This window comes from Mucilaginibacter sp. OK268 (genome assembly GCF_900103125.1).
Taxonomy (GTDB): Bacteria; Bacteroidota; Bacteroidia; order Sphingobacteriales; family Sphingobacteriaceae; genus Mucilaginibacter.
Genome location: NZ_FNJV01000010.1, coordinates 38,172 through 55,820 on the forward strand (window position 1 = coordinate 38,172; position 17,649 = coordinate 55,820).

Here is a 17,649-nt window from a genome sequence, read left to right on the forward strand (position 1 = left end):
ATTAAATAAATCCGAAACAGCGAAGCTCTCTTGAACACCATTGGGTGTAAACAAAAGTGAAAAATCGAAATTTCGACATCCGAAATAAAAAATGAAACTCTACAGTACCAACAACACCTTATCAGAAGTATCCTTTAAAGACGCGGTTTTTAACAGCATGCCGCAGGATAAAGGTTTATATATGCCTTACAGCATCCCTCACTTAGATGCGGATTTTATCAATAACCTGGATAAATATTCCCTGCCCGAGATCGCGTTTAAGGTAGCGCAAAATTTACTTGGCGATTCTATTCCGGAAGCTGATCTGAAAGCACTGATCGATGATGCGATCAACTTCCCGGCTCCTGTGGTAAAACTAGATGATAACGTGCATGTGCTGGAGCTTTTCCATGGCCCATCACTGGCCTTTAAAGATTTCGGCGCCCGTTTCATGAGCCGGGTGATGAGCTATTTTTTAGAAGAAGGCGAAAAACAACTGGACGTACTGGTAGCTACCAGTGGCGATACAGGTGGTGCAGTAGCGTTGGGCTTTTTAGGTGTACCTAATACGCGGGTAACCATATTATACCCGCAAGGCAAAGTAAGCGGTGTGCAGGAGCAGCAATTAACTACCAACGGCCAAAACATCCGCGCACTGGAAGTGGACGGTACTTTTGACGATTGCCAGGCATTGGTAAAACAAGCTTTTACAGATGCCGAGCTGAACGCGAAATTCCGTTTAACATCGGCCAATTCTATCAATATAGCACGTCTGGTACCCCAAACCTTTTATTACTTTAATGCTTACGCCCAGTTATTAAGACAAGGTGTTAAAAAAGTGATCTTCTCGGTACCGAGCGGAAACTTTGGTAACATCGGCGCAGGTTTACTGGCCTGGAAAATGGGTTTGCCTGTCGAAAAATTCATCGCGGCGACCAACGATAATGATACCGTTCCGGAGTTTTTAAAAACAGGTGTTTATCAACCAAAACCATCGGTAGCTACCCTATCTAATGCTATGGATGTGGGGAACCCAAGCAACTGGGTGCGCATTGCCGATCTGTTTAAAGATGACATGGACGAGTTGAAAAAACTGGTTGTCGGCTTTAAATATAACGACGAAGAAACCCTAAAGGCCATTAACTGGGTATTTGATATCTACGGCTATGTAGTGTGCCCGCATACAGCTATAGCCTGGCAGGCGCTTACCGATTATCAACAAGATCATAGTAGTGTGGATACCGCCGGCGTGTTCTTATCAACAGCTCACCCCTGCAAGTTCCCGGATGTTTTCAGTGAAGCCATAACCGCTAAGATCGAGATACCAGAACAGGTAAAAGAGCTGCAGCATAAAACAAAACTGGCCGTACCGTTGAGCAAGGATTTTGCAGATTTTAAGGCGTACTTGTTAGGAGCTGAATAAAATACTCTCCATTATGTCATTGCGAGCGAAGCGTGGCAATCGCATACGCTACAGGGTCGCCTTGTATTGTTCGCGATTGCTTCGTCGTTCCTCCTCGCAATGACATTTTCTTTTATAAAAAGCTCGTTAATCGAATCTTGCTATATTTGATCAATGATTTTTGGCACTATGTTTAATAAAAAAGCAATCTTACTATTCTGTGTAATCGCCCTGTCTTTTGCGGCCTGTAAACGCAACATAAAATTTGATCGTGAAAACTGGGATTACGGCGATGGACTGGAGTTTCCCAACAGGGATAAAATGCTGGAGGACCTGTTAAAAAGCTATAAACTCAAGGGTTTAAAATATCAGGAGGTGATCCACCTGCTGCACCGTCCGCAGCTGAGCAATACCACCGAAATGGTGTATGATATTGATGAGATAACCAAAAAAGGTAAAACCACGTATGTTAAAAAACTGATCCTTTCCCTGAAGGATTCGGTAGTTACTGATGTTAAAGTTTACGAACATTCCGATAAAAAGAAATGATCAATACCATCATATTTGATCTGGGTGCGGTTTTGATCGACTGGAACCCGCACTACATGTACCGTACCTTGTTTACCAATGAGCAGGAAATGAAAGATTTTCTGGCAACGGTTTGTACGTCTGACTGGAACGAGGAACAGGATGCCGGTCGCTCCTTACAGGAAGGCACCGATTTGTTGGTGGCTCAACATCCGCAGCACGAGGCCAATATTCGTGCGTTTTACGGTCGTTGGGAAGAAATGCTGGGTGAGCCCTTCCATGATACAGTGGAGCTGTTCAGGAGGCTAAAAACAAGTGGTAAATATAAAATATACGCGCTCACCAACTGGTCGGCCGAAACTTTCCCGGTGGCTTTGGCGCGTTATGATTTTTTAGGCTGGTTTGATGGCATTGTGGTATCAGGTATCGAGAAGATGCGTAAACCTGTACCGGAGTTTTACCAGATCCTGCTTGATCGTTACCAGGTTGATCCACAAACCGCCTTGTTTATCGATGATAACTACCGTAATATATTGGCCGCTGAAAAAGCAGGTATTAAAAGTATACACTTTACCTCGGCCGGGGAATTGGAAAAGGAATTGGAAGCATTGGATTTGTTGTAGAATAGGCCTGTCAGTCTGAGCTTGTCGAAGACTCGCGCGCAGAGGCCCACCCACCATGCTTCGACGGGCTCAGCATGACACCACATAAAAAAAAGGCTTTGGAAAATCTCCAAAGCCTTTTTGCATATTGTTCGCTATTGCGGATTACCCACCGTGTTGTTCTTCGTGAATTTCTTCCTGGCGGAACAGTTTAGCGCTTAAAAAATCACTGTTCATCCGTGCGATATTGGTTAGCTTAATTTCTTTAGGGCATTCCGCTTCGCAAGCACCAGTGTTGGTACAGTTACCAAAACCTTCTTCATCCATCTGCGCTACCATAGATTGTGCGCGACGGTAACGCTCTGGCTGACCTTGCGGTAATAAACCCAGCTGTGTAACCTTGGCCGATACGAAAAGCATAGCCGAAGCATTTTTACAGGCAGCAACACAAGCGCCGCAACCAATACAGGTAGCCGAGTTGAAAGCCTCATCAGCAATAACCTTTGGTATGGCTATAGCATTACCATCAGGCACACCACCGGTGTTTACCGATACATAACCACCAGCCTGCTGAATACGGTCGAACGCAGAGCGGTCAACAGCCAGATCTTTTACAATCGGGAATGCCGAAGCGCGCCATGGCTCTATCGTGATAGTTTCGCCATCATGAAAGGTACGCATGTGCAGCTGGCAAGTAGTAATGCCTCTTTTAGGGCCGTGTGGGTGGCCATTGATATATAGTGAACACATACCGCAAATACCTTCGCGGCAATCATGATCAAAGTTAATGGGCTCATCGCCTTTATGGGTTAAGCTTTCGTTCACCACGTCAAGCATTTCCAGGAATGACATATCAGGCGAAATGTTTTCGGCCTTATAGGTTACGAATTTGCCCGCGGCTTGCGCATTTTTTTGACGCCATACTTTAAGCGTCAGGTTCATATTTCCGTTCATTCTATTTAGATTTGAGATATGAGATTTGAGATATGAGACATTTTGTTTGTTTACTAGTTCAATAACATCTTTTGAAATGCATAATTCATTTTTTGCAATTCTTCAATCTGTTTAAGCAAGTCATTCAACAAATCATCTTTTAATAAATTTAACTTATTTGATATAATCAATTGTGTTTGTAACTCATAAGCAGAACCATTAGCTATACCTAAAAAGTTACAGAACTCCTTTTTTGAATTTCTGCCGGCTCCTTCTGCAATGTTTGAAGAAATTGAAACTGAGGCCCGTCTTATCTGACTGGTTAATCCAAACCGTTCATCGGCTGGATAACTTACTGTAGCTTTATATACATCTACCGCCAGATCAATCGCTTTTTGCCAAATTTTCAATTCCTTTAGATTATGCATTTTTTAGATGTGAGATTTTAGATATGAGATGTGAGAGCTTTAGCTGTTTTAAGTAGTATATTTTTTTGTCTCAAATCTCAAATCTCACGTCTCAAATCTACCTTACGCGTAATTCCTTTGTGATAAATGCACTGATTCAAACACCAGTGGTTCTTTGTTCAGTACTTCTGGTTGGTTTTCACCTTTAAACTCCCAGGCAGCAACAAATGCAAAATTTTCATCATCACGTTTAGCTTCACCATCTGGTGTTTGCGACTCTACCCTGAAGTGGCCACCGCATGATTCCTCACGCATTAAAGCGTCATCAACCATTAATTCGCCCAGTTCAATAAAGTCGGCAATACGACCGGCGCGCTCTAAAGAAGCATTTACTTCTTCATTCTCACCGGTTACAATGGCGTTTTTCCAGAAATCAGCTTTCAGGGCCTGGATCAAGCCTTTGGCTTTTTTCAAACCTTCTTCGGTACGCGCCATACCGCAATACTCCCACATGATGTGGCCAAGATCGCGGTGGTATTCGTTAACCGTTTTGGTGCCTTTTAAAGCCAATAGTTTATTAACGTGCTCAATAACGTCTTTTTGGGTTTGCTCAAAAGCTGGATGATTAGTATCCACCTTTTTAGGGCCGATGTTAGCGAGGTAATCACCAAGGGTATAAGGGATCACAAAGTAACCATCAGATAAACCCTGCATTAGTGCGGATGCACCCAGGCGGTTAGCACCGTGGTCGCTGAAGTTACACTCGCCCAGGGCATATAAACCCGGTATGGTGGTCATCAGGTTATAATCAACCCACAGGCCGCCCATGGTATAGTGTACCGCAGGGTAAATACGCATCGGCTGTTTGTATGGGTTCTCGTCAGTGATCTGTATATACATATCAAACAGGTTACCATACTTAGCTTTAACAGTTTCTTCGCCAAGGCGCTTAATAGCGTCGGCAAAATCAAGGAACACGGCAAAACCAGAACCACCAACACCACGACCATCTTCCACCATTTCCTTAGCGTTACGTGAAGCCACGTCGCGCGGAACCAGGTTACCGAAGGCGGGATATTTACGTTCCAGGAAATAATCGCGGTCGTCTTCTTTGATCTGATCGGCTTTCAGTGTGCCTTTACGCAATTGCTCGGCAAGCTCAACAGTTTTTGGCGCCCAAACACGTCCGTCGTTACGTAACGACTCAGACATCAGCGTCAGTTTCGACTGATGATCGCCGGTTACCGGGATACAGGTTGGGTGAATTTGGGTATAGCATGGGTTGCCAAAGAAAGCGCCTCGTTTGTGAGCCCTCCAGGCAGCTGTTACGTTTGAACCGATAGCATTGGTCGACAGGTAGAACACGTTGCTGTAACCGCCTGTACATAATAATACCGCGTGACCTGCATGGGTTTCAATTTCGCCGGTAAGCATATTACGGGTAACAATACCTTTGGCATGACCATCAACCACAACCACATCCAGCATTTCGGTACGGGTATACATTTTTACTTTGCCGGCATGTATCTGACGGTTTAAGGCTGAGTACGCGCCTAACAGCAATTGTTGTCCTGTTTGACCGCGGGCATAAAATGTACGTGATACCTGCGAACCACCGAATGAGCGGTTATCCAGCAAGCCACCGTATTCGCGGGCAAAAGGAACACCCTGTGCCACGCATTGATCGATGATATTTACAGATACCTCGGCCAGACGGTAAACGTTTCCTTCGCGGGCACGGTAATCGCCACCTTTAATGGTATCGTAGAATAAACGGTAAACACTGTCGCCATCATTCTGATAGTTTTTTGCTGCGTTGATACCACCCTGCGCCGCGATAGAGTGCGCGCGGCGTGGGCTATCCTGAAAGCAAAAAGATTTTACGTTATAACCCAACTCGGCCAGTGAAGCCGCGGCCGATGCGCCCGCTAAACCGGTACCTACAATAATAATATCGTATTTACGCTTGTTGGCAGGGTTAACCAGCTTCAGGTTAAATTTATGCTTGCTCCATTTTTCGGCTAATGGGCCTTGAGGAATTTTAGCATCTAAACTCATTTCTCGTATAATTTATATTAGTGAGTGGCTGATGTAACTCAACCATTTAACTTAATCAACTTAAATTACCCTTTGTGCATAAAAAAGTACCATAGAGGCATAAGGGCAAAACCTATAGGTATAATAACCGCGAAGAACCATGCGCCAATGCCGTATACTATAGGTGTATACTTACGATGTACCCATCCCAGGGTGCGGAAAGCACTCTGGAAACCATGCAACAGGTGGAAGGATAACGCACCCATGGCAATTACATAGATCAATACATACCAGATGTTGCCAAAGGTATGCGCCACGCGTGCATGCAGGTCTTTTACCCTTACTATCTCTACATTGTTTTCGGTAGAAACAGAGTGGTTGAAATCGGCAGATACAGGTGTATAGTCTGATACAGTAGTTTGGTCTGTAGCCAGGTCGGTGCGGTACTCCTTAAAGCCAACTTCATGGGTGTATTTGTATTTGAACCAGAAATCGCCCATATGTATCACGATAAATACAAGCAGGATTGAGCCTAACAGCCCCATGTTTTTTGATGACCAGCTTGCATCTGATTTTGCCGCTACGGCGTAACCTACCGGACGCGCTTTGCGGTTTTTTACAGTTAAGATAAGTGCATATATGGCATGTACCGCTATCGACGCGTACAAGAGCCACGCGATAACCTCAATTGGTGGAAAATGTGTCAGGAAGTTTGCATACACATTAAAACCAAAACCATTATCGTCCTTAAACAACAGCAGGTTGCCCCCAAGGTGTACAATTAAAAAAGTACACAAAAACAAGCCTGTTAAAGCCATGATCAGCTTTTTTCCCAGTGATGAGTTAAAGGTTTGTTTGAATTCGCTCATTATGAAATAGATTTATTTTAGGCAAAAGTATTTATTATATGCCAAAAGATAGAAATGCTTTCGGCTTATTGGAGGTGAAAAGTCTATTTAGAATCAATCTAAGAAATTACATTCAAATTACACAGGAAGGAAGAGTCAAGAATTAAGAATCAAGAGGTAAGATAGGCTGTATCGGAAGGGGAAAATCTAAAAAACGCGTCATTGCGAGGTACGAAGCAATCTCTATGCTATACCGAGCGACTCTGCTAATCGGGGATTATTAATATTTTGATTGTTTTATATCTGTATTAATGAGCTCCCTGCGGTCGGTTATCTTCGTACCTCGCAATGACGCGCGGAAATAAGTACGAAAGTTTTTTCTTGACTCCTGACTCTTATCTCTTGATTCTCTTTCTTAATCAATAGCCAGCACTTTATCTTTCAAAACCGCGAAGATCCTGTCGGCTTTTTGATTGCGGATAGCCACCTTGCCGGTGAATTGACCAAATGAAGGGAGCACGGCCTGTTTACCGCCAAAGGCGAAACAAGGCAGCGTGATAGATTGCCTGCCGCGGCCGCTCAGATTAACGCCCGGATGAATATGTCCACAAAAAACGTAGCCTTCCGCGTTTTGCAGCCGTGCATCGTCACATGGATGGTGTTGCATCAAAAAAGGGTGCATCAGCAATTCATCATGTAGTTCGATATCTAATTGCTGGTAGTGCTTATCTGGTATAATATCATGGTTGCCCCGCACCAGGATGATCTGCAGACCGGGGAACTGACTTCGCCAAAGAATAAACCAATCCCAGTCGTTATTCATATCACTGTGAAAAAGGTCGCCCAGGAACAATAACTTTTGAGGCTGGTATTCATGGATCAGGTCCGACAGGGTAGCCAGGTCGCTTTGCTCCATATCCCGTGGAATGGCAATGCCCGCCTTGCGAAAATGACCAACCTTGCCCAAATGCACATCGGCAATGATCAGGGTCTTTTGCTGCTCCCAATAGATCGCTTTCTGAGGGAGTAACAACAGGTTTTGCCCGAGTAAAGTAAATGGAGTTGCCACACAGATCATCATAACAAAACAAAGTTAAAATTTATTTCCGGAGATGTATATCGACTCATCCCGACATCGCTGCGCTCGTCACCCCTCTCTACGCTTTGCGCATAGAAGGGGCTTTTTTACCCTCTTTCCGCCGCAGGCGAAGAAGGGTGGTCCAGCGAAGCGCAGACCGGGTGAGTCGGCTCTGCGATTTTCTTCCCGTTGCCTGTGTCCTCACAGGCAACTTATTGCTCCCAAACGTAAAAGCAAATCGTCTGTGAGGACACAGACGATGGATGGAAAAGGCTGTCACCCTGAGCCCCGTCGAAGGGTAGAGCGCAGAGGCCTGCCCACCATGCTTCGACAGGCTCAGCATGACACCTCTTTTTAAACCCCCAACCTTAATTTTTATTATTTAATGTTAAGCAATGTTAACAGAAAGTGCCGGCAGATATTGATGTATTTACTTTTATCTTCATCAATCCATTAATCATGAAAAGGAAACTTAAAATTGTACTGATCTTAATCACCCTGTCGTTAAGCGGCATCATCATTTTCCAGCTGTACTGGAGTGTCAATGCCTATCAGGTAAATAAAAAAAACTTCGACACCAATGTTGATATGGCTATGCAACAGGCTTTAGACAGCTGTAAAAAGGATTATTTTGATTCTATCAGGGTTGTCATGGTGAAGCGGCTTTCTACCCCTGGAACCATCATTAAAATTGACACCCTTCATGAGGCCGATACGATACATAAACAATTGAGCATCCGTATCTCGCTTCCTCATTCATGGTTAGGAGAACCATTTCACATCACCAGTAACGCGCTTGATTTTTACGGAACCAAAATAAACCATAGGGCAACCTTGCCCGAGCTGATAACCGAAACCTCCTTTTATGTGCCCTTTTTAATGAACCAGCTTACCCTGCTATGGGGAATGTCAGATATTTCGGCTCATGACGACCAAATAAAGGCATATGTTAAGGCGCATAGCAATATTCCACAGGATAGCATATTCGCTCATCATCAAATTGTAAAAAGCGGTATGTATGAGCTGCCGCCCAATTACAGGCAGGCCGATAGTTTAAAGCTGCACAGGTATTTTACTACCACGCTTGATAAAATGAATATTCGCGCCGGTTTTAATCTGCTGTTTTCTGAAAAGGGGACACCGGCGGGCTCACCCAGTATGCGCTACGCTGAAACTAACGACTATCCATATGATTATCACGGGTTCGTTTTCCTGGATCATTCCATTTTTAATCATTTGCATACCCGTGCTGTTTTTAGCAATCCGCAATATGCCATTATCAAAGGAATGATGATCACCCTCGTATTATCGGCACTGCTGGTATTGTTCACCATATATTGCTTTTATTATATTATCAAAACCATCAATCAGCAAAAAGCACTGGGAGAGTTAAAGGATGATTTTATAAACAACATGACGCATGAATTAAAAACGCCTATCGCTACTATTACCGTCGCTATTGAAGGCCTGCAAAAATTTAATGCCCTGAATGATCCCGAAAAAACACAGCGCTACCTGCAAACCTCCAGGAATGAACTGGCCAAACTAAACGAGCTGGTGGGCAAAGTACTGGATGTGGCGGCCTTTGAACGCGATAAAATAACTTTGCTGAAAGAAAAAATACAGGTTGATACCCTGATGAATGAGCTGATAACCGCCGAAAGAGCTAAAGCCGGTGAAACAGCTATCATCACCTATAATAATAGGGATCAGGTTGATTATATTGCGGCGGATAAACTGCACTTCGGTAACGCCATATTGAATGTTTTGGACAATGCAGTTAAATATTCCAATGAGCCGGCCGATATCAAGATAGATGTATACCGGGATGGCAATATGATCGTTTTTTCCGTAAGCGATAAGGGTATGGGCATCCCGGCGGCACACCTGGGGCGAATTTTTGAAAAATTTCACCGGGTACCTACCGGTAATGTGCACAATGTGAAAGGTACCGGGCTTGGTTTAAGTTATGTGAAGTATATTGCAGAAGCGCATGGCGGCCATGTCGCTGTAAAAAGCGAAGTCAATACGGGTAGTCAGTTTATGATATCAATACCGATGTAAGATGAGTAAAATACGCTTATTGCTGGCCGAAGATGAGCAGGCCCTGGCCCATATAGTGCGCGAAAGCCTGGAAGAAAACGGCTTCGGGGTAATACTGTGCGCCAATGGCGAACAAGCTCTGCAAAAATACAAAAGCGACAGGCCCGATATTTTAGTGCTGGATATTATGATGCCCAAGATGGATGGCTTTGAGGTAGCCCGCCAGGTACGCGAAACCGACAAAATAACACCGATCATCTTTTTAACGGCGCGATCACAGTCCAAGGATGTGGTGGCCGGGTTTGAGTCGGGCGCTAACGACTATTTAAAAAAGCCTTTTAGTGTAGAGGAACTAGTGGTGCGCATTAAAGTGTTGCTGAGCGATAACCGTTTGTTGAGTACCGGCAAGCCTGCGGGCGAAAGTCACCAGATAGGCAGTATTACGTTTAACCCGCTAAAAAATACCGTTCAGCAAGGCATCAATCAATGGCAATTAACCAGCCGTGAAAGTGATATTTTGAGGCTGTTGTGTAAAAATCAACACCATATATTACCACGAAAAACCTTGTTGGAAACCATTTGGGGCGATGATAGCTTTTTTAATGCCCGGAGCCTGGATGTATTTATCAGCAAACTCCGAACACATTTAAAAGCCGACCCCAACGTGCAGATTATTACCGTAAGAGGACATGGGTACAAATTGGTCTGGTGATGGAACTACAGGTGTTCGGAAGATCGTTTTTGGCTAAAGCCATCAAATGCTTCTATTATCCGTCCCATAAATGGGACGGCAATGAATGGAAAACTAATTGATTTACCCTTCATTGCCGTTGGTTTTAACCAACGGATTACAAGTAAATAGCTATGGGCTTTAGCCCAAGTGAACCCCGTGGCTGACCACGCTTTAATTAATGAATTTCCTTTCTCCGTCAGCAGATAAGCTTCGGACGAAAGCGGGCAGTTGTTTGAACCATGATTTATCGGATTTTGGGATTACCAGGATTTGGTAATTATTGATTAAACAAAACAAATATTCTCTTAGTCAGCAGATAAGCTTCGGAAGAAAGCGGACAGAACATGATGGACTTGTGGGGCTGTAGGGGCATTAGCAAACCTTGCCGAAGCGGAGGAATGAGGGAACGAAGTAAAGGTAAGGTTTAGCAGCCCGTGGTTCTGTCTGGTTTGCAGGGTAAAGGCCAAGTGCGGCAAAGAAGCCTCCTGAAAGCCTTTTTGGTTACTTTTGTGGCGACATACGGCGAAGCCATCTTGAGTACCTATAAAAAAACAAACAACAACGAAAAACGTGACTGGCCCTCCCGCGGCCAAGAGCGGGTCTGCACCATGTATGCCCCCCTATACGGCAGTCTATGTATGGATACGGTAATAACACCGACCACCAAGCTGAAGTAAAGGCCCTCCCGCGGCCAAGAGCGGGTCTGCGCCATACATGCCTCTCCGATAAGGATTTTTCATCAACCTGTTACATCATTGCTCAATTGTCCGTAATGATTAAAAAACCAAATTATGAAAACCCCTATCTTTTTTATCTTACTCTCTGCTACGTTAAGTTTTGCTGCCTGTTCCAAAAATGAGGCAACCCCGCTCCCACAAAAATTAGACGGAACGTATACCGGTGCATTTACATCCACAAGCGTTGGTGCAACTAACGCTACGGCCAAAGTTGTTATTACAGGTAAAACCTACGAGGCTACTTTAAATACCGCTTTCGGCGTTTCGAGCAGAGGCAGCTACGTGACCAGCAACAATCAAATAGCTTTTACAGACAGTACGGTACATACCGCCAATTTCGACTGGGGCTTGTTACTGAACGGTACCTACACCTCAACCACCAAAGGTGATAGTTTGATCCTGGTGAAAAAAGGCACGGGTTATAATTATACTTACAGGTTAAAAAGACAGTAGTTTGTTTTTACAAGGTGTAAGTTATCGATCAGGCGCAATGACGCGTTGAGAAAAAGAGTCTCCCAAACCCCTCTTTGCGGCGCAGCCGGAGAGAGGGTGCCCGGACGAAGCAATGGGCGGGTGAGTCGATGCCGCCAGACAAATTATAACGTATTCTATTGTAATCCCTGGATATTTTTTGTATCTTTAAGTACATACACCAAACAGCCCTGCTTACTTGAAAATTGTAAGCAGGGCTGTTTGGTTAAAGAGATAAAAAGGCTCAAAAATCAACTGTTGTTGATGTAGTTATTTGAATATCAATTATATAATACTTTTTAAACCTTTCAAAACCCATCAAAAATTTGTTAAAAAGTGTTAAAATGGAGAGTTTTGATTGAGTTTTGAACAGTTTTTAACCGGTTTTTGCCCTCATTTTGATCCGAAAAGTGTTAAAATAGAGCTTTAAAAAGTTTTTGTTAAGAGACGGCAGTTTGAATTTTATAAGTTTGTTTTTTTGCCGGATGGAGATGAGCTTCGATGTCCTGTAATATAAATCCGACATCGAACATCCGACATCCGAAATATTCCCGGCTTTCTTATTACTTTTACGGCAACCAATACGGTTTTACATGAGTAATACCTTTAACCGCCCCATACGCGTTTTAGTAGCTAAAGTAGGTCTTGACGGGCACGACCGCGGCGCACGCATTATTGCCACCTCCCTGCGCGATGCCGGGATGGAAGTAATTTATACCGGCCTGCGCCAAACCCCCGAAATGGTGGTGAATACCGCCCTGCAGGAAGATGTGGACGCCATTGGCATATCCATATTATCTGGCGCGCATATGACCGTTTTTCCGCGCATTATTAAATTGCTCCGGGAAAAAGAGATGGATGATGTGCTGCTTACCGGCGGGGGCATTATCCCGCATGAAGATATGGTAGCGCTGAAACAATCGGGCGTGGGCGAGCTTTTTCCGCCCGGAACCAGCACACAGGACATTGTAGCTTATATTACAGATTGGGTGCATGAGCATCGTAATTTTTAAATAAAACAACCCTATGGAATTTCACAATCTGCTGATAGAAAATAAAGAACGGATACAATACATCATCATTAACCGCGAAAGCAAGCTTAATGCCCTGAACAGGGATACCCTTGCCGAATTGCATGTAGCTTTTGATGCGGCTTTTAAAAATCCCGCTGTTGGTGGTATTATAATCACCGGAACCGGCGCCAAAGCATTTGTGGCTGGTGCCGATATCAGTGAATTTGCCAATCTGAATGTTGATGAGGGCACAGCCCTTGCCCGCAAAGGACAAATAGAAGTATTTAACCTGATCGCCAATGGCAATAAACCCGTGATCGCGGCCATTAATGGTTTTGCCTTGGGCGGCGGTTTGGAACTGGCTATGTCCTGTCATATCCGTATAGCCTCCGAAACCGCCAAAATGGGTCTGCCCGAAGTAACCCTGGGTTTAATACCCGGATACGGTGGTACCCAGCGCCTGGCTCAACTCATTGGAAAAGGCAAAGCGCTGGAAATGATATTGACCGCCGATATGATCACCGCTGTGGAGGCCCATCAGTACGGCCTGGTTACGCATGTGGTTTGCCCGGAAGATCTATTGATCAAAGCTGAGGAGTTGCTACAAAAAATATTACTGAGAGCGCCGCTGGCCCTTGCTGCAGCTATAAACTCCGTAAACGCCGGATTTACCGATGGTGTGGATGGTTACGGCATCGAGATAGCGCAATTTGGAAAATGCTTTGGCACAAAAGATTTTAAAGAAGGCGTTGCAGCCTTTTTGGAAAAACGTAAAGCCGCGTTTAAAGGGGAGTAACCTGCTTACCTGTCGTGTTAAAATTTTGTTAACAGTATTCACGATCCAGGCTGTTTGGATTGTAATTTATAGAGCCCTTTATCTCTTAAAACTGAAATTAGCTATAAAACACGCAGAAAAGGGGCTTTTTGCCGGCTGAAAAGCTATGTTAATTCCATGTTAATTTGACACAAATAGGTGTGTAAACTTTCAATTTGACATTGTCCTGACCAAAATACCCGAATGGTCAAAAAATAAATCATTGTTAATCAATCGATTAAATATTCGTGACTTTTGGATGAAAAATCATATATGATTCTGTGCTTTACTTTGCATTGTGTTTAAAAAACATATATCAAAAACACACAATTGTTATGAAAAATACATTTAAAATTTCGGCCCTGGTTTTAGCATTTGCAGGATTTGCATTTGGCGCTAAAGCACAAACAACTACCCCAACAACAACTACTACTACATCAACCACCACCAACAACGGTATCCGTTACAGCATTGGTGTTGACGCAGGTATCCCATTGGGTAACTTTAAAGATAACTACAAATGGAATTTAGGTGGTTCGGTACAAGCGGATATCCCGGTTATTTCAAACCAATTATTTGTTACTGTTAATGCAGGTTATAACAACATATTTGGTAAAAAAGATATCGGTGGTGTTGCTGGTGCTGATGTTACAAACTTTCAATTGATCCCTGTAAAAGCTGGTTTAAAATACTTTGTTATTCCAAACTTTTATGTTCAAGGTGAAGCTGGTGCAGCATTTTTGTTAAACAAAAAAGATGTTGGTGTTAATAAATCAACCGCATTTGTTTATGCTCCGCAAGTAGGTGTTCAATTCCCTATCAGTGCAAATGGTAACTTTATTGATGCTGGTATCCGTTATGAAGCAACTACAAAATATGCTACTGGCGTTGATCAAAGCAAAGTAAGCTTTTTAGGTATCCGTGTAGCATACGGCTTCTAAATATGGCCCTACATATACCTAATTAACAAAAAGGGCAGCCAATTGGCTGCCCTTTTTGTTTGCGCCTTTTTTGTGTTTAAAGGCCTGTTTTTAAATAAAGCTCCATAAATTAGCAACATTGTTTGTAACTTAAGCGCGTTTAGTACATTTACCGTTATCAGTATTGCTCTTATGAAGAAAATCCTCATCATTGATGATGAAGTTAATGTGGCTTTATTGCTATCTAAATTTTTAACCCGTAACGGCTTTGATGTGAGTACCGCCTCCAGTGGTACAAGCGGCATGGAAGCCCTTAAAAATGACGAATTTAACCTGGTGTTATGCGATTTTAGGTTAGAAGATACCGATGGCCGCGAAATGCTCAGGAATATCAAAACCCAATATCCTAAAACCGGGGTTATCATTATTACGGGCTACTCGGATATTAAAATGGCGGTTGAGCTGATAAAAATGGGCGCTTATGATTATATCACCAAGCCCTTATATCCCGACGAAATATTAAATACGATTAATAAGGCCGTTGAAACGCATTACGCCCTGGTTGAAGATACAGGGATCGATAATAATATCGTTACTGAAAAATCAAAAAGCCGCGATAATAAAAAGCTGGTGTTCGCCAGCGAATTTGTAGCCGGCAGCAGCAAATCATCCAAAGAACTACAACGCCAGATAGAGCTGGTGGCGCCCACCAATTATAGTGTAATTATATTGGGCGAAAGCGGTACAGGCAAGGAGTCGGTTGCTAAAAGTATACATTTGAACAGTCAGCGCCATAATCAGCCTTTTATCGCGATGGACTGCGGTTCATTAACCAAAGAGCTGGCAGCCAGCGAATTCTTTGGACACGAAAAAGGATCGTTCACTGGTGCATTGTATACTAAAATAGGGCATTTTGAAATGGCCAACGGCGGTACTTTGTTTTTGGACGAAGTGGGCAACCTCTCCTATGAGATCCAGGCCGCCCTGCTGCGCACCGTTCAGGAACGCAAGGTTAAAAGGATAGGCAGCACCAAAGAGATCGATCTGGATGTGCGCATTATTATAGCCACCAACGAAAGTCTGCAGGATGGCATATTAAAAGGCAAGTTCAGGGAAGACCTGTACCACCGTTTTAATGAATTTACCATCTACATGCCGCCATTGCGCGAGCGGGGCAACGATATTATGCTATTGGCCGAACATTTTTTAAAAATAGCCAATAATGAGCTGGGCCGCAATGTAACCACGTTTGCACCCGAAGTGATTGATTGTTTTATGAACTACCGGTGGCCGGGCAACATCCGCGAGCTGAAAAATGTGATCAGGCGGGCGGCTTTACTGGCCGAAGATAACGAGATCACGATGAAGGCATTGCCGCTGGAGATCTCCAACTTTAAAGCACCTTCGTTTGAGCAGGCTTACAACCACCAGGCCTATGAAGCACCAGAAGTAAAAGAGCCGCGCCATGACCTGAAAAACGCGGCCCTCGAAGCCGAATACGAAACCATTATTAAAGTTTTAAGAGAAGTGAATTTTAATAAAACAAAGGCGGCCGAAATATTAAATATCGACCGTAAAACGTTGTACAACAAAATGAAGGCCATCAACCTGAAATAGAATGGAAGATCTGGAAGCAAGGAGTGCTGACGACAACTTGCGTAAATTAAAGCACGATATTAAAAACCAGCTCTCCAATATCCACCTGGCACTGGAGCAGTTGAAATATGAAATACCCGATCTTTCCGAGGATTGTTTATTTTACCTGGATACCATCTTAACAAGCTCCACCCAGATAAACAATTTACTAAACAACGCCGATTAACATTTTTTAAGTATCAAGTAGTTAGTATCAAGTATCAAGATATTTGTAAATTGGCACTCAAGGCCTGATATTCCAATTGTCAAACATTATCAAAACAATTTTATTGGGCAACTGTACAATTAAAGTCCTGATACTTGATACTAACTACTTGATACTAAATGTCAATTTTTAATTATAAGCAACGCAATAACATTATCCTGGTAAGTATCATTATACTGGGTTGTTTTTTGCTGTACGCGCTACATGGTTTATTCAGTTCCATATTAGGGGCTATTGTGTTGTTCACCATTTTCAGGTCGCTGTACCTTTACCTGGTCGAAAACAAAGGATGGAATCGCGTGGCGGTGGCTTTGCTCATCATATTTGCATCCCTTATAGTTATTGTTATCCCCTTTCTGTTGCTAAGTATCATGGTGGTGGGTAAAATATCGAGCATCGACATTAAATCCTTACCTATTGAACAGTGGACATCTAAAATAGATGCCTTTGCGGCAACCAATTTGAACCAACCCCACTTTGCCGAAGATACCCTTCAAAAGCTGGGGTCTTTTGGTACCGAGCTTTTTCCGTCCATTTTAAGCAGCGCGGCCAATATCATTATCACCTTGCTGGTATTGTACTTTCTGTTGTATTTTATGCTCACGCAAATACGTGAATTTGAGGCCGGTTTGTTAAAATATGCCCCATTTCGTGAGCAGCATGCCTTAAAATTTGCATCGGCCCTACGCGATTCTACTTATTCTAACGTTTTAGGGCAGGGAATAATAGCCGTTATACAGGGTACGTTGCTGGCCATAGGCTTTTATGCGTTTGGGATACCCGATGCCGTGTTTTGGGGCGTAATAGGGGCTTTTATATCTTTTTTGCCGGTGGTAGGCGCGCCAACGCTTTCCATACCTGCCAGTATTTTATTATTTGCGCAGGGACATACGCTAAAAGGGGTTTTACTGCTGATTTACGGCTTGCTGGTTATTGGTAATATTGATAATGTTTTACGCATGATCATTAACAAGCGTATTGCTAATACGCACCCTATTATATCTGTTATAGGGGTGTTTATAGGGTTGCCGCTTTTTGGGATACTGGGTTTGGTTTTCGGACCGGTGTTATTGTCTTATTTTTTATTATTGCTGGAGATATACGAAACGAACAGAATGGCAGCCGACAGATTGGAACGGATACATACAACACCCGAAAGCTGACAGATTGAATTGAACACTTTTGTGAACAGAGGAACAAAGCACTATCGGGAGTTAAAAAAATAAATTATACAGAAATTGCA

General features: G+C 43.4%; 17 protein-coding genes. 12 read left to right on the forward strand and 5 right to left on the reverse strand.

What is annotated here, in order from left to right:
* Nucleotides 1–91 precede the first annotated feature (91 nt).
* From thrC to BLR84_RS24575, 3 genes are all read left to right on the forward strand, one after another.
* Nucleotides 92–1,402: a threonine synthase gene (gene thrC / locus BLR84_RS24565; RefSeq protein WP_090472916.1), complete on the forward strand. Its 1,311-nt coding sequence runs from the start codon at nucleotides 92–94 to the stop codon at nucleotides 1,400–1,402.
* 168 nt (nucleotides 1,403–1,570) lie between these two features.
* Complete coding sequence (locus BLR84_RS24570; RefSeq protein ID WP_143013991.1) at nucleotides 1,571–1,930, forward strand: hypothetical protein; 360 nt, start codon at nucleotides 1,571–1,573, stop codon at nucleotides 1,928–1,930.
* Nucleotides 1,927–2,532 carry an HAD family hydrolase gene (locus BLR84_RS24575; protein WP_090472918.1) on the forward strand — a complete coding sequence of 202 codons (606 nt, stop codon included), beginning with the start codon at nucleotides 1,927–1,929 and terminating at the stop codon, nucleotides 2,530–2,532. Before BLR84_RS24570 ends, BLR84_RS24575 begins: the two co-directional genes overlap by 4 nt.
* 144 nt (nucleotides 2,533–2,676) lie before the next feature.
* On the opposite strand, the gene BLR84_RS24580 is transcribed toward BLR84_RS24575, so the two are convergent.
* The 5 genes from BLR84_RS24580 to pdeM form a co-directional block, all read right to left on the reverse strand.
* On the reverse strand, nucleotides 2,677–3,465 hold the full coding sequence (locus BLR84_RS24580) for a succinate dehydrogenase/fumarate reductase iron-sulfur subunit (protein WP_090472919.1): 789 nt from the start codon (nucleotides 3,463–3,465) through the stop codon (nucleotides 2,677–2,679).
* 53 nt (nucleotides 3,466–3,518) lie between these two features.
* Nucleotides 3,519–3,872: a four helix bundle protein gene (locus BLR84_RS24585; protein ID WP_090472920.1), complete on the reverse strand. Its 354-nt coding sequence runs from the start codon at nucleotides 3,870–3,872 to the stop codon at nucleotides 3,519–3,521.
* 102 nt (nucleotides 3,873–3,974) lie between these two features.
* Nucleotides 3,975–5,909: a fumarate reductase/succinate dehydrogenase flavoprotein subunit gene (locus tag BLR84_RS24590; protein WP_090472921.1), complete on the reverse strand. Its 1,935-nt coding sequence runs from the start codon at nucleotides 5,907–5,909 to the stop codon at nucleotides 3,975–3,977.
* A gap of 65 nt (nucleotides 5,910–5,974) precedes the next feature.
* The gene (locus BLR84_RS24595; RefSeq protein ID WP_090472922.1) at nucleotides 5,975–6,757 is read right to left on the reverse strand and encodes a succinate dehydrogenase cytochrome b subunit; all 783 of its coding nucleotides are present in this window, start codon (nucleotides 6,755–6,757) and stop codon (nucleotides 5,975–5,977) included.
* Nucleotides 6,758–7,151: 394 nt separating this feature from the next.
* Nucleotides 7,152–7,817 carry a ligase-associated DNA damage response endonuclease PdeM gene (pdeM, locus tag BLR84_RS24600; RefSeq protein WP_255367040.1) on the reverse strand — a complete coding sequence of 222 codons (666 nt, stop codon included), beginning with the start codon at nucleotides 7,815–7,817 and terminating at the stop codon, nucleotides 7,152–7,154.
* 456 nt (nucleotides 7,818–8,273) lie between these two features.
* Between pdeM and BLR84_RS24605 the strand changes: the two genes are divergently transcribed.
* The 9 genes from BLR84_RS24605 (at nucleotide 8,274) to BLR84_RS24655 (ending at nucleotide 17,569) form a co-directional block, all read left to right on the forward strand.
* A complete protein-coding gene (locus BLR84_RS24605; protein ID WP_143013992.1) occupies nucleotides 8,274–9,878 on the forward strand; it encodes a sensor histidine kinase in 1,605 nt (534 codons plus the stop codon).
* Nucleotide 9,879: 1 nt separating this feature from the next.
* The gene (locus BLR84_RS24610; RefSeq protein ID WP_090472924.1) at nucleotides 9,880–10,569 is read left to right on the forward strand and encodes a response regulator transcription factor; all 690 of its coding nucleotides are present in this window, start codon (nucleotides 9,880–9,882) and stop codon (nucleotides 10,567–10,569) included.
* Nucleotides 10,570–11,381: 812 nt separating this feature from the next.
* Complete coding sequence (locus BLR84_RS24620) at nucleotides 11,382–11,780, forward strand: hypothetical protein (protein ID WP_090472926.1); 399 nt, start codon at nucleotides 11,382–11,384, stop codon at nucleotides 11,778–11,780.
* 611 nt (nucleotides 11,781–12,391) lie between these two features.
* Nucleotides 12,392–12,811 (forward strand): cobalamin B12-binding domain-containing protein, encoded by a 420-nt coding sequence (locus BLR84_RS24625; protein ID WP_090472927.1) that lies wholly within the window; start codon nucleotides 12,392–12,394, stop codon nucleotides 12,809–12,811.
* A gap of 13 nt (nucleotides 12,812–12,824) precedes the next feature.
* Entirely contained in the window at nucleotides 12,825–13,607 is a 783-nt protein-coding gene (locus BLR84_RS24630; RefSeq protein ID WP_090472928.1) for an enoyl-CoA hydratase/isomerase family protein, read from the forward strand.
* A 353-nt stretch (nucleotides 13,608–13,960) separates the two neighbouring features.
* Entirely contained in the window at nucleotides 13,961–14,566 is a 606-nt protein-coding gene (locus tag BLR84_RS24635) for a hypothetical protein (RefSeq protein WP_090472929.1), read from the forward strand.
* A gap of 171 nt (nucleotides 14,567–14,737) precedes the next feature.
* The gene (locus tag BLR84_RS24645; RefSeq protein WP_090472931.1) at nucleotides 14,738–16,162 is read left to right on the forward strand and encodes a sigma-54-dependent transcriptional regulator; all 1,425 of its coding nucleotides are present in this window, start codon (nucleotides 14,738–14,740) and stop codon (nucleotides 16,160–16,162) included.
* 1 nt (nucleotide 16,163) lies between these two features.
* Nucleotides 16,164–16,367 carry a hypothetical protein gene (locus BLR84_RS24650; RefSeq protein WP_090472932.1) on the forward strand — a complete coding sequence of 68 codons (204 nt, stop codon included), beginning with the start codon at nucleotides 16,164–16,166 and terminating at the stop codon, nucleotides 16,365–16,367.
* Nucleotides 16,368–16,525: 158 nt separating this feature from the next.
* Nucleotides 16,526–17,569 carry an AI-2E family transporter gene (locus BLR84_RS24655; RefSeq protein WP_090472933.1) on the forward strand — a complete coding sequence of 348 codons (1,044 nt, stop codon included), beginning with the start codon at nucleotides 16,526–16,528 and terminating at the stop codon, nucleotides 17,567–17,569.
* The last annotated feature ends 80 nt before the right edge of the window (nucleotides 17,570–17,649 follow it).

Excerpts from the sequence above, each read along its gene's own strand:
- thrC (WP_090472916.1), top strand. The coding sequence starts at position 92 with ATGAAACTCTACAGTACCAACAACACCTTATCAGAAGTATCCTTTAAA.
- BLR84_RS24570 (WP_143013991.1), top strand. The coding sequence starts at position 1,571 with ATGTTTAATAAAAAAGCAATCTTACTATTCTGTGTAATCGCCCTGTCT.
- BLR84_RS24575 (WP_090472918.1), top strand. The coding sequence starts at position 1,927 with ATGATCAATACCATCATATTTGATCTGGGTGCGGTTTTGATCGACTGG.
- BLR84_RS24580 (WP_090472919.1), bottom strand. The coding sequence starts at position 3,465 with ATGAACGGAAATATGAACCTGACGCTTAAAGTATGGCGTCAAAAAAAT.
- BLR84_RS24585 (WP_090472920.1), bottom strand. The coding sequence starts at position 3,872 with ATGCATAATCTAAAGGAATTGAAAATTTGGCAAAAAGCGATTGATCTG.
- BLR84_RS24590 (WP_090472921.1), bottom strand. The coding sequence starts at position 5,909 with ATGAGTTTAGATGCTAAAATTCCTCAAGGCCCATTAGCCGAAAAATGG.
- BLR84_RS24595 (WP_090472922.1), bottom strand. The coding sequence starts at position 6,757 with ATGAGCGAATTCAAACAAACCTTTAACTCATCACTGGGAAAAAAGCTG.
- pdeM (WP_255367040.1), bottom strand. The coding sequence starts at position 7,817 with ATGATGATCTGTGTGGCAACTCCATTTACTTTACTCGGGCAAAACCTG.
- BLR84_RS24605 (WP_143013992.1), top strand. The coding sequence starts at position 8,274 with ATGAAAAGGAAACTTAAAATTGTACTGATCTTAATCACCCTGTCGTTA.
- BLR84_RS24610 (WP_090472924.1), top strand. The coding sequence starts at position 9,880 with ATGAGTAAAATACGCTTATTGCTGGCCGAAGATGAGCAGGCCCTGGCC.
- BLR84_RS24620 (WP_090472926.1), top strand. The coding sequence starts at position 11,382 with ATGAAAACCCCTATCTTTTTTATCTTACTCTCTGCTACGTTAAGTTTT.
- BLR84_RS24625 (WP_090472927.1), top strand. The coding sequence starts at position 12,392 with ATGAGTAATACCTTTAACCGCCCCATACGCGTTTTAGTAGCTAAAGTA.
- BLR84_RS24630 (WP_090472928.1), top strand. The coding sequence starts at position 12,825 with ATGGAATTTCACAATCTGCTGATAGAAAATAAAGAACGGATACAATAC.
- BLR84_RS24635 (WP_090472929.1), top strand. The coding sequence starts at position 13,961 with ATGAAAAATACATTTAAAATTTCGGCCCTGGTTTTAGCATTTGCAGGA.
- BLR84_RS24645 (WP_090472931.1), top strand. The coding sequence starts at position 14,738 with ATGAAGAAAATCCTCATCATTGATGATGAAGTTAATGTGGCTTTATTG.
- BLR84_RS24650 (WP_090472932.1), top strand. The coding sequence starts at position 16,164 with ATGGAAGATCTGGAAGCAAGGAGTGCTGACGACAACTTGCGTAAATTA.
- BLR84_RS24655 (WP_090472933.1), top strand. The coding sequence starts at position 16,526 with ATGTCAATTTTTAATTATAAGCAACGCAATAACATTATCCTGGTAAGT.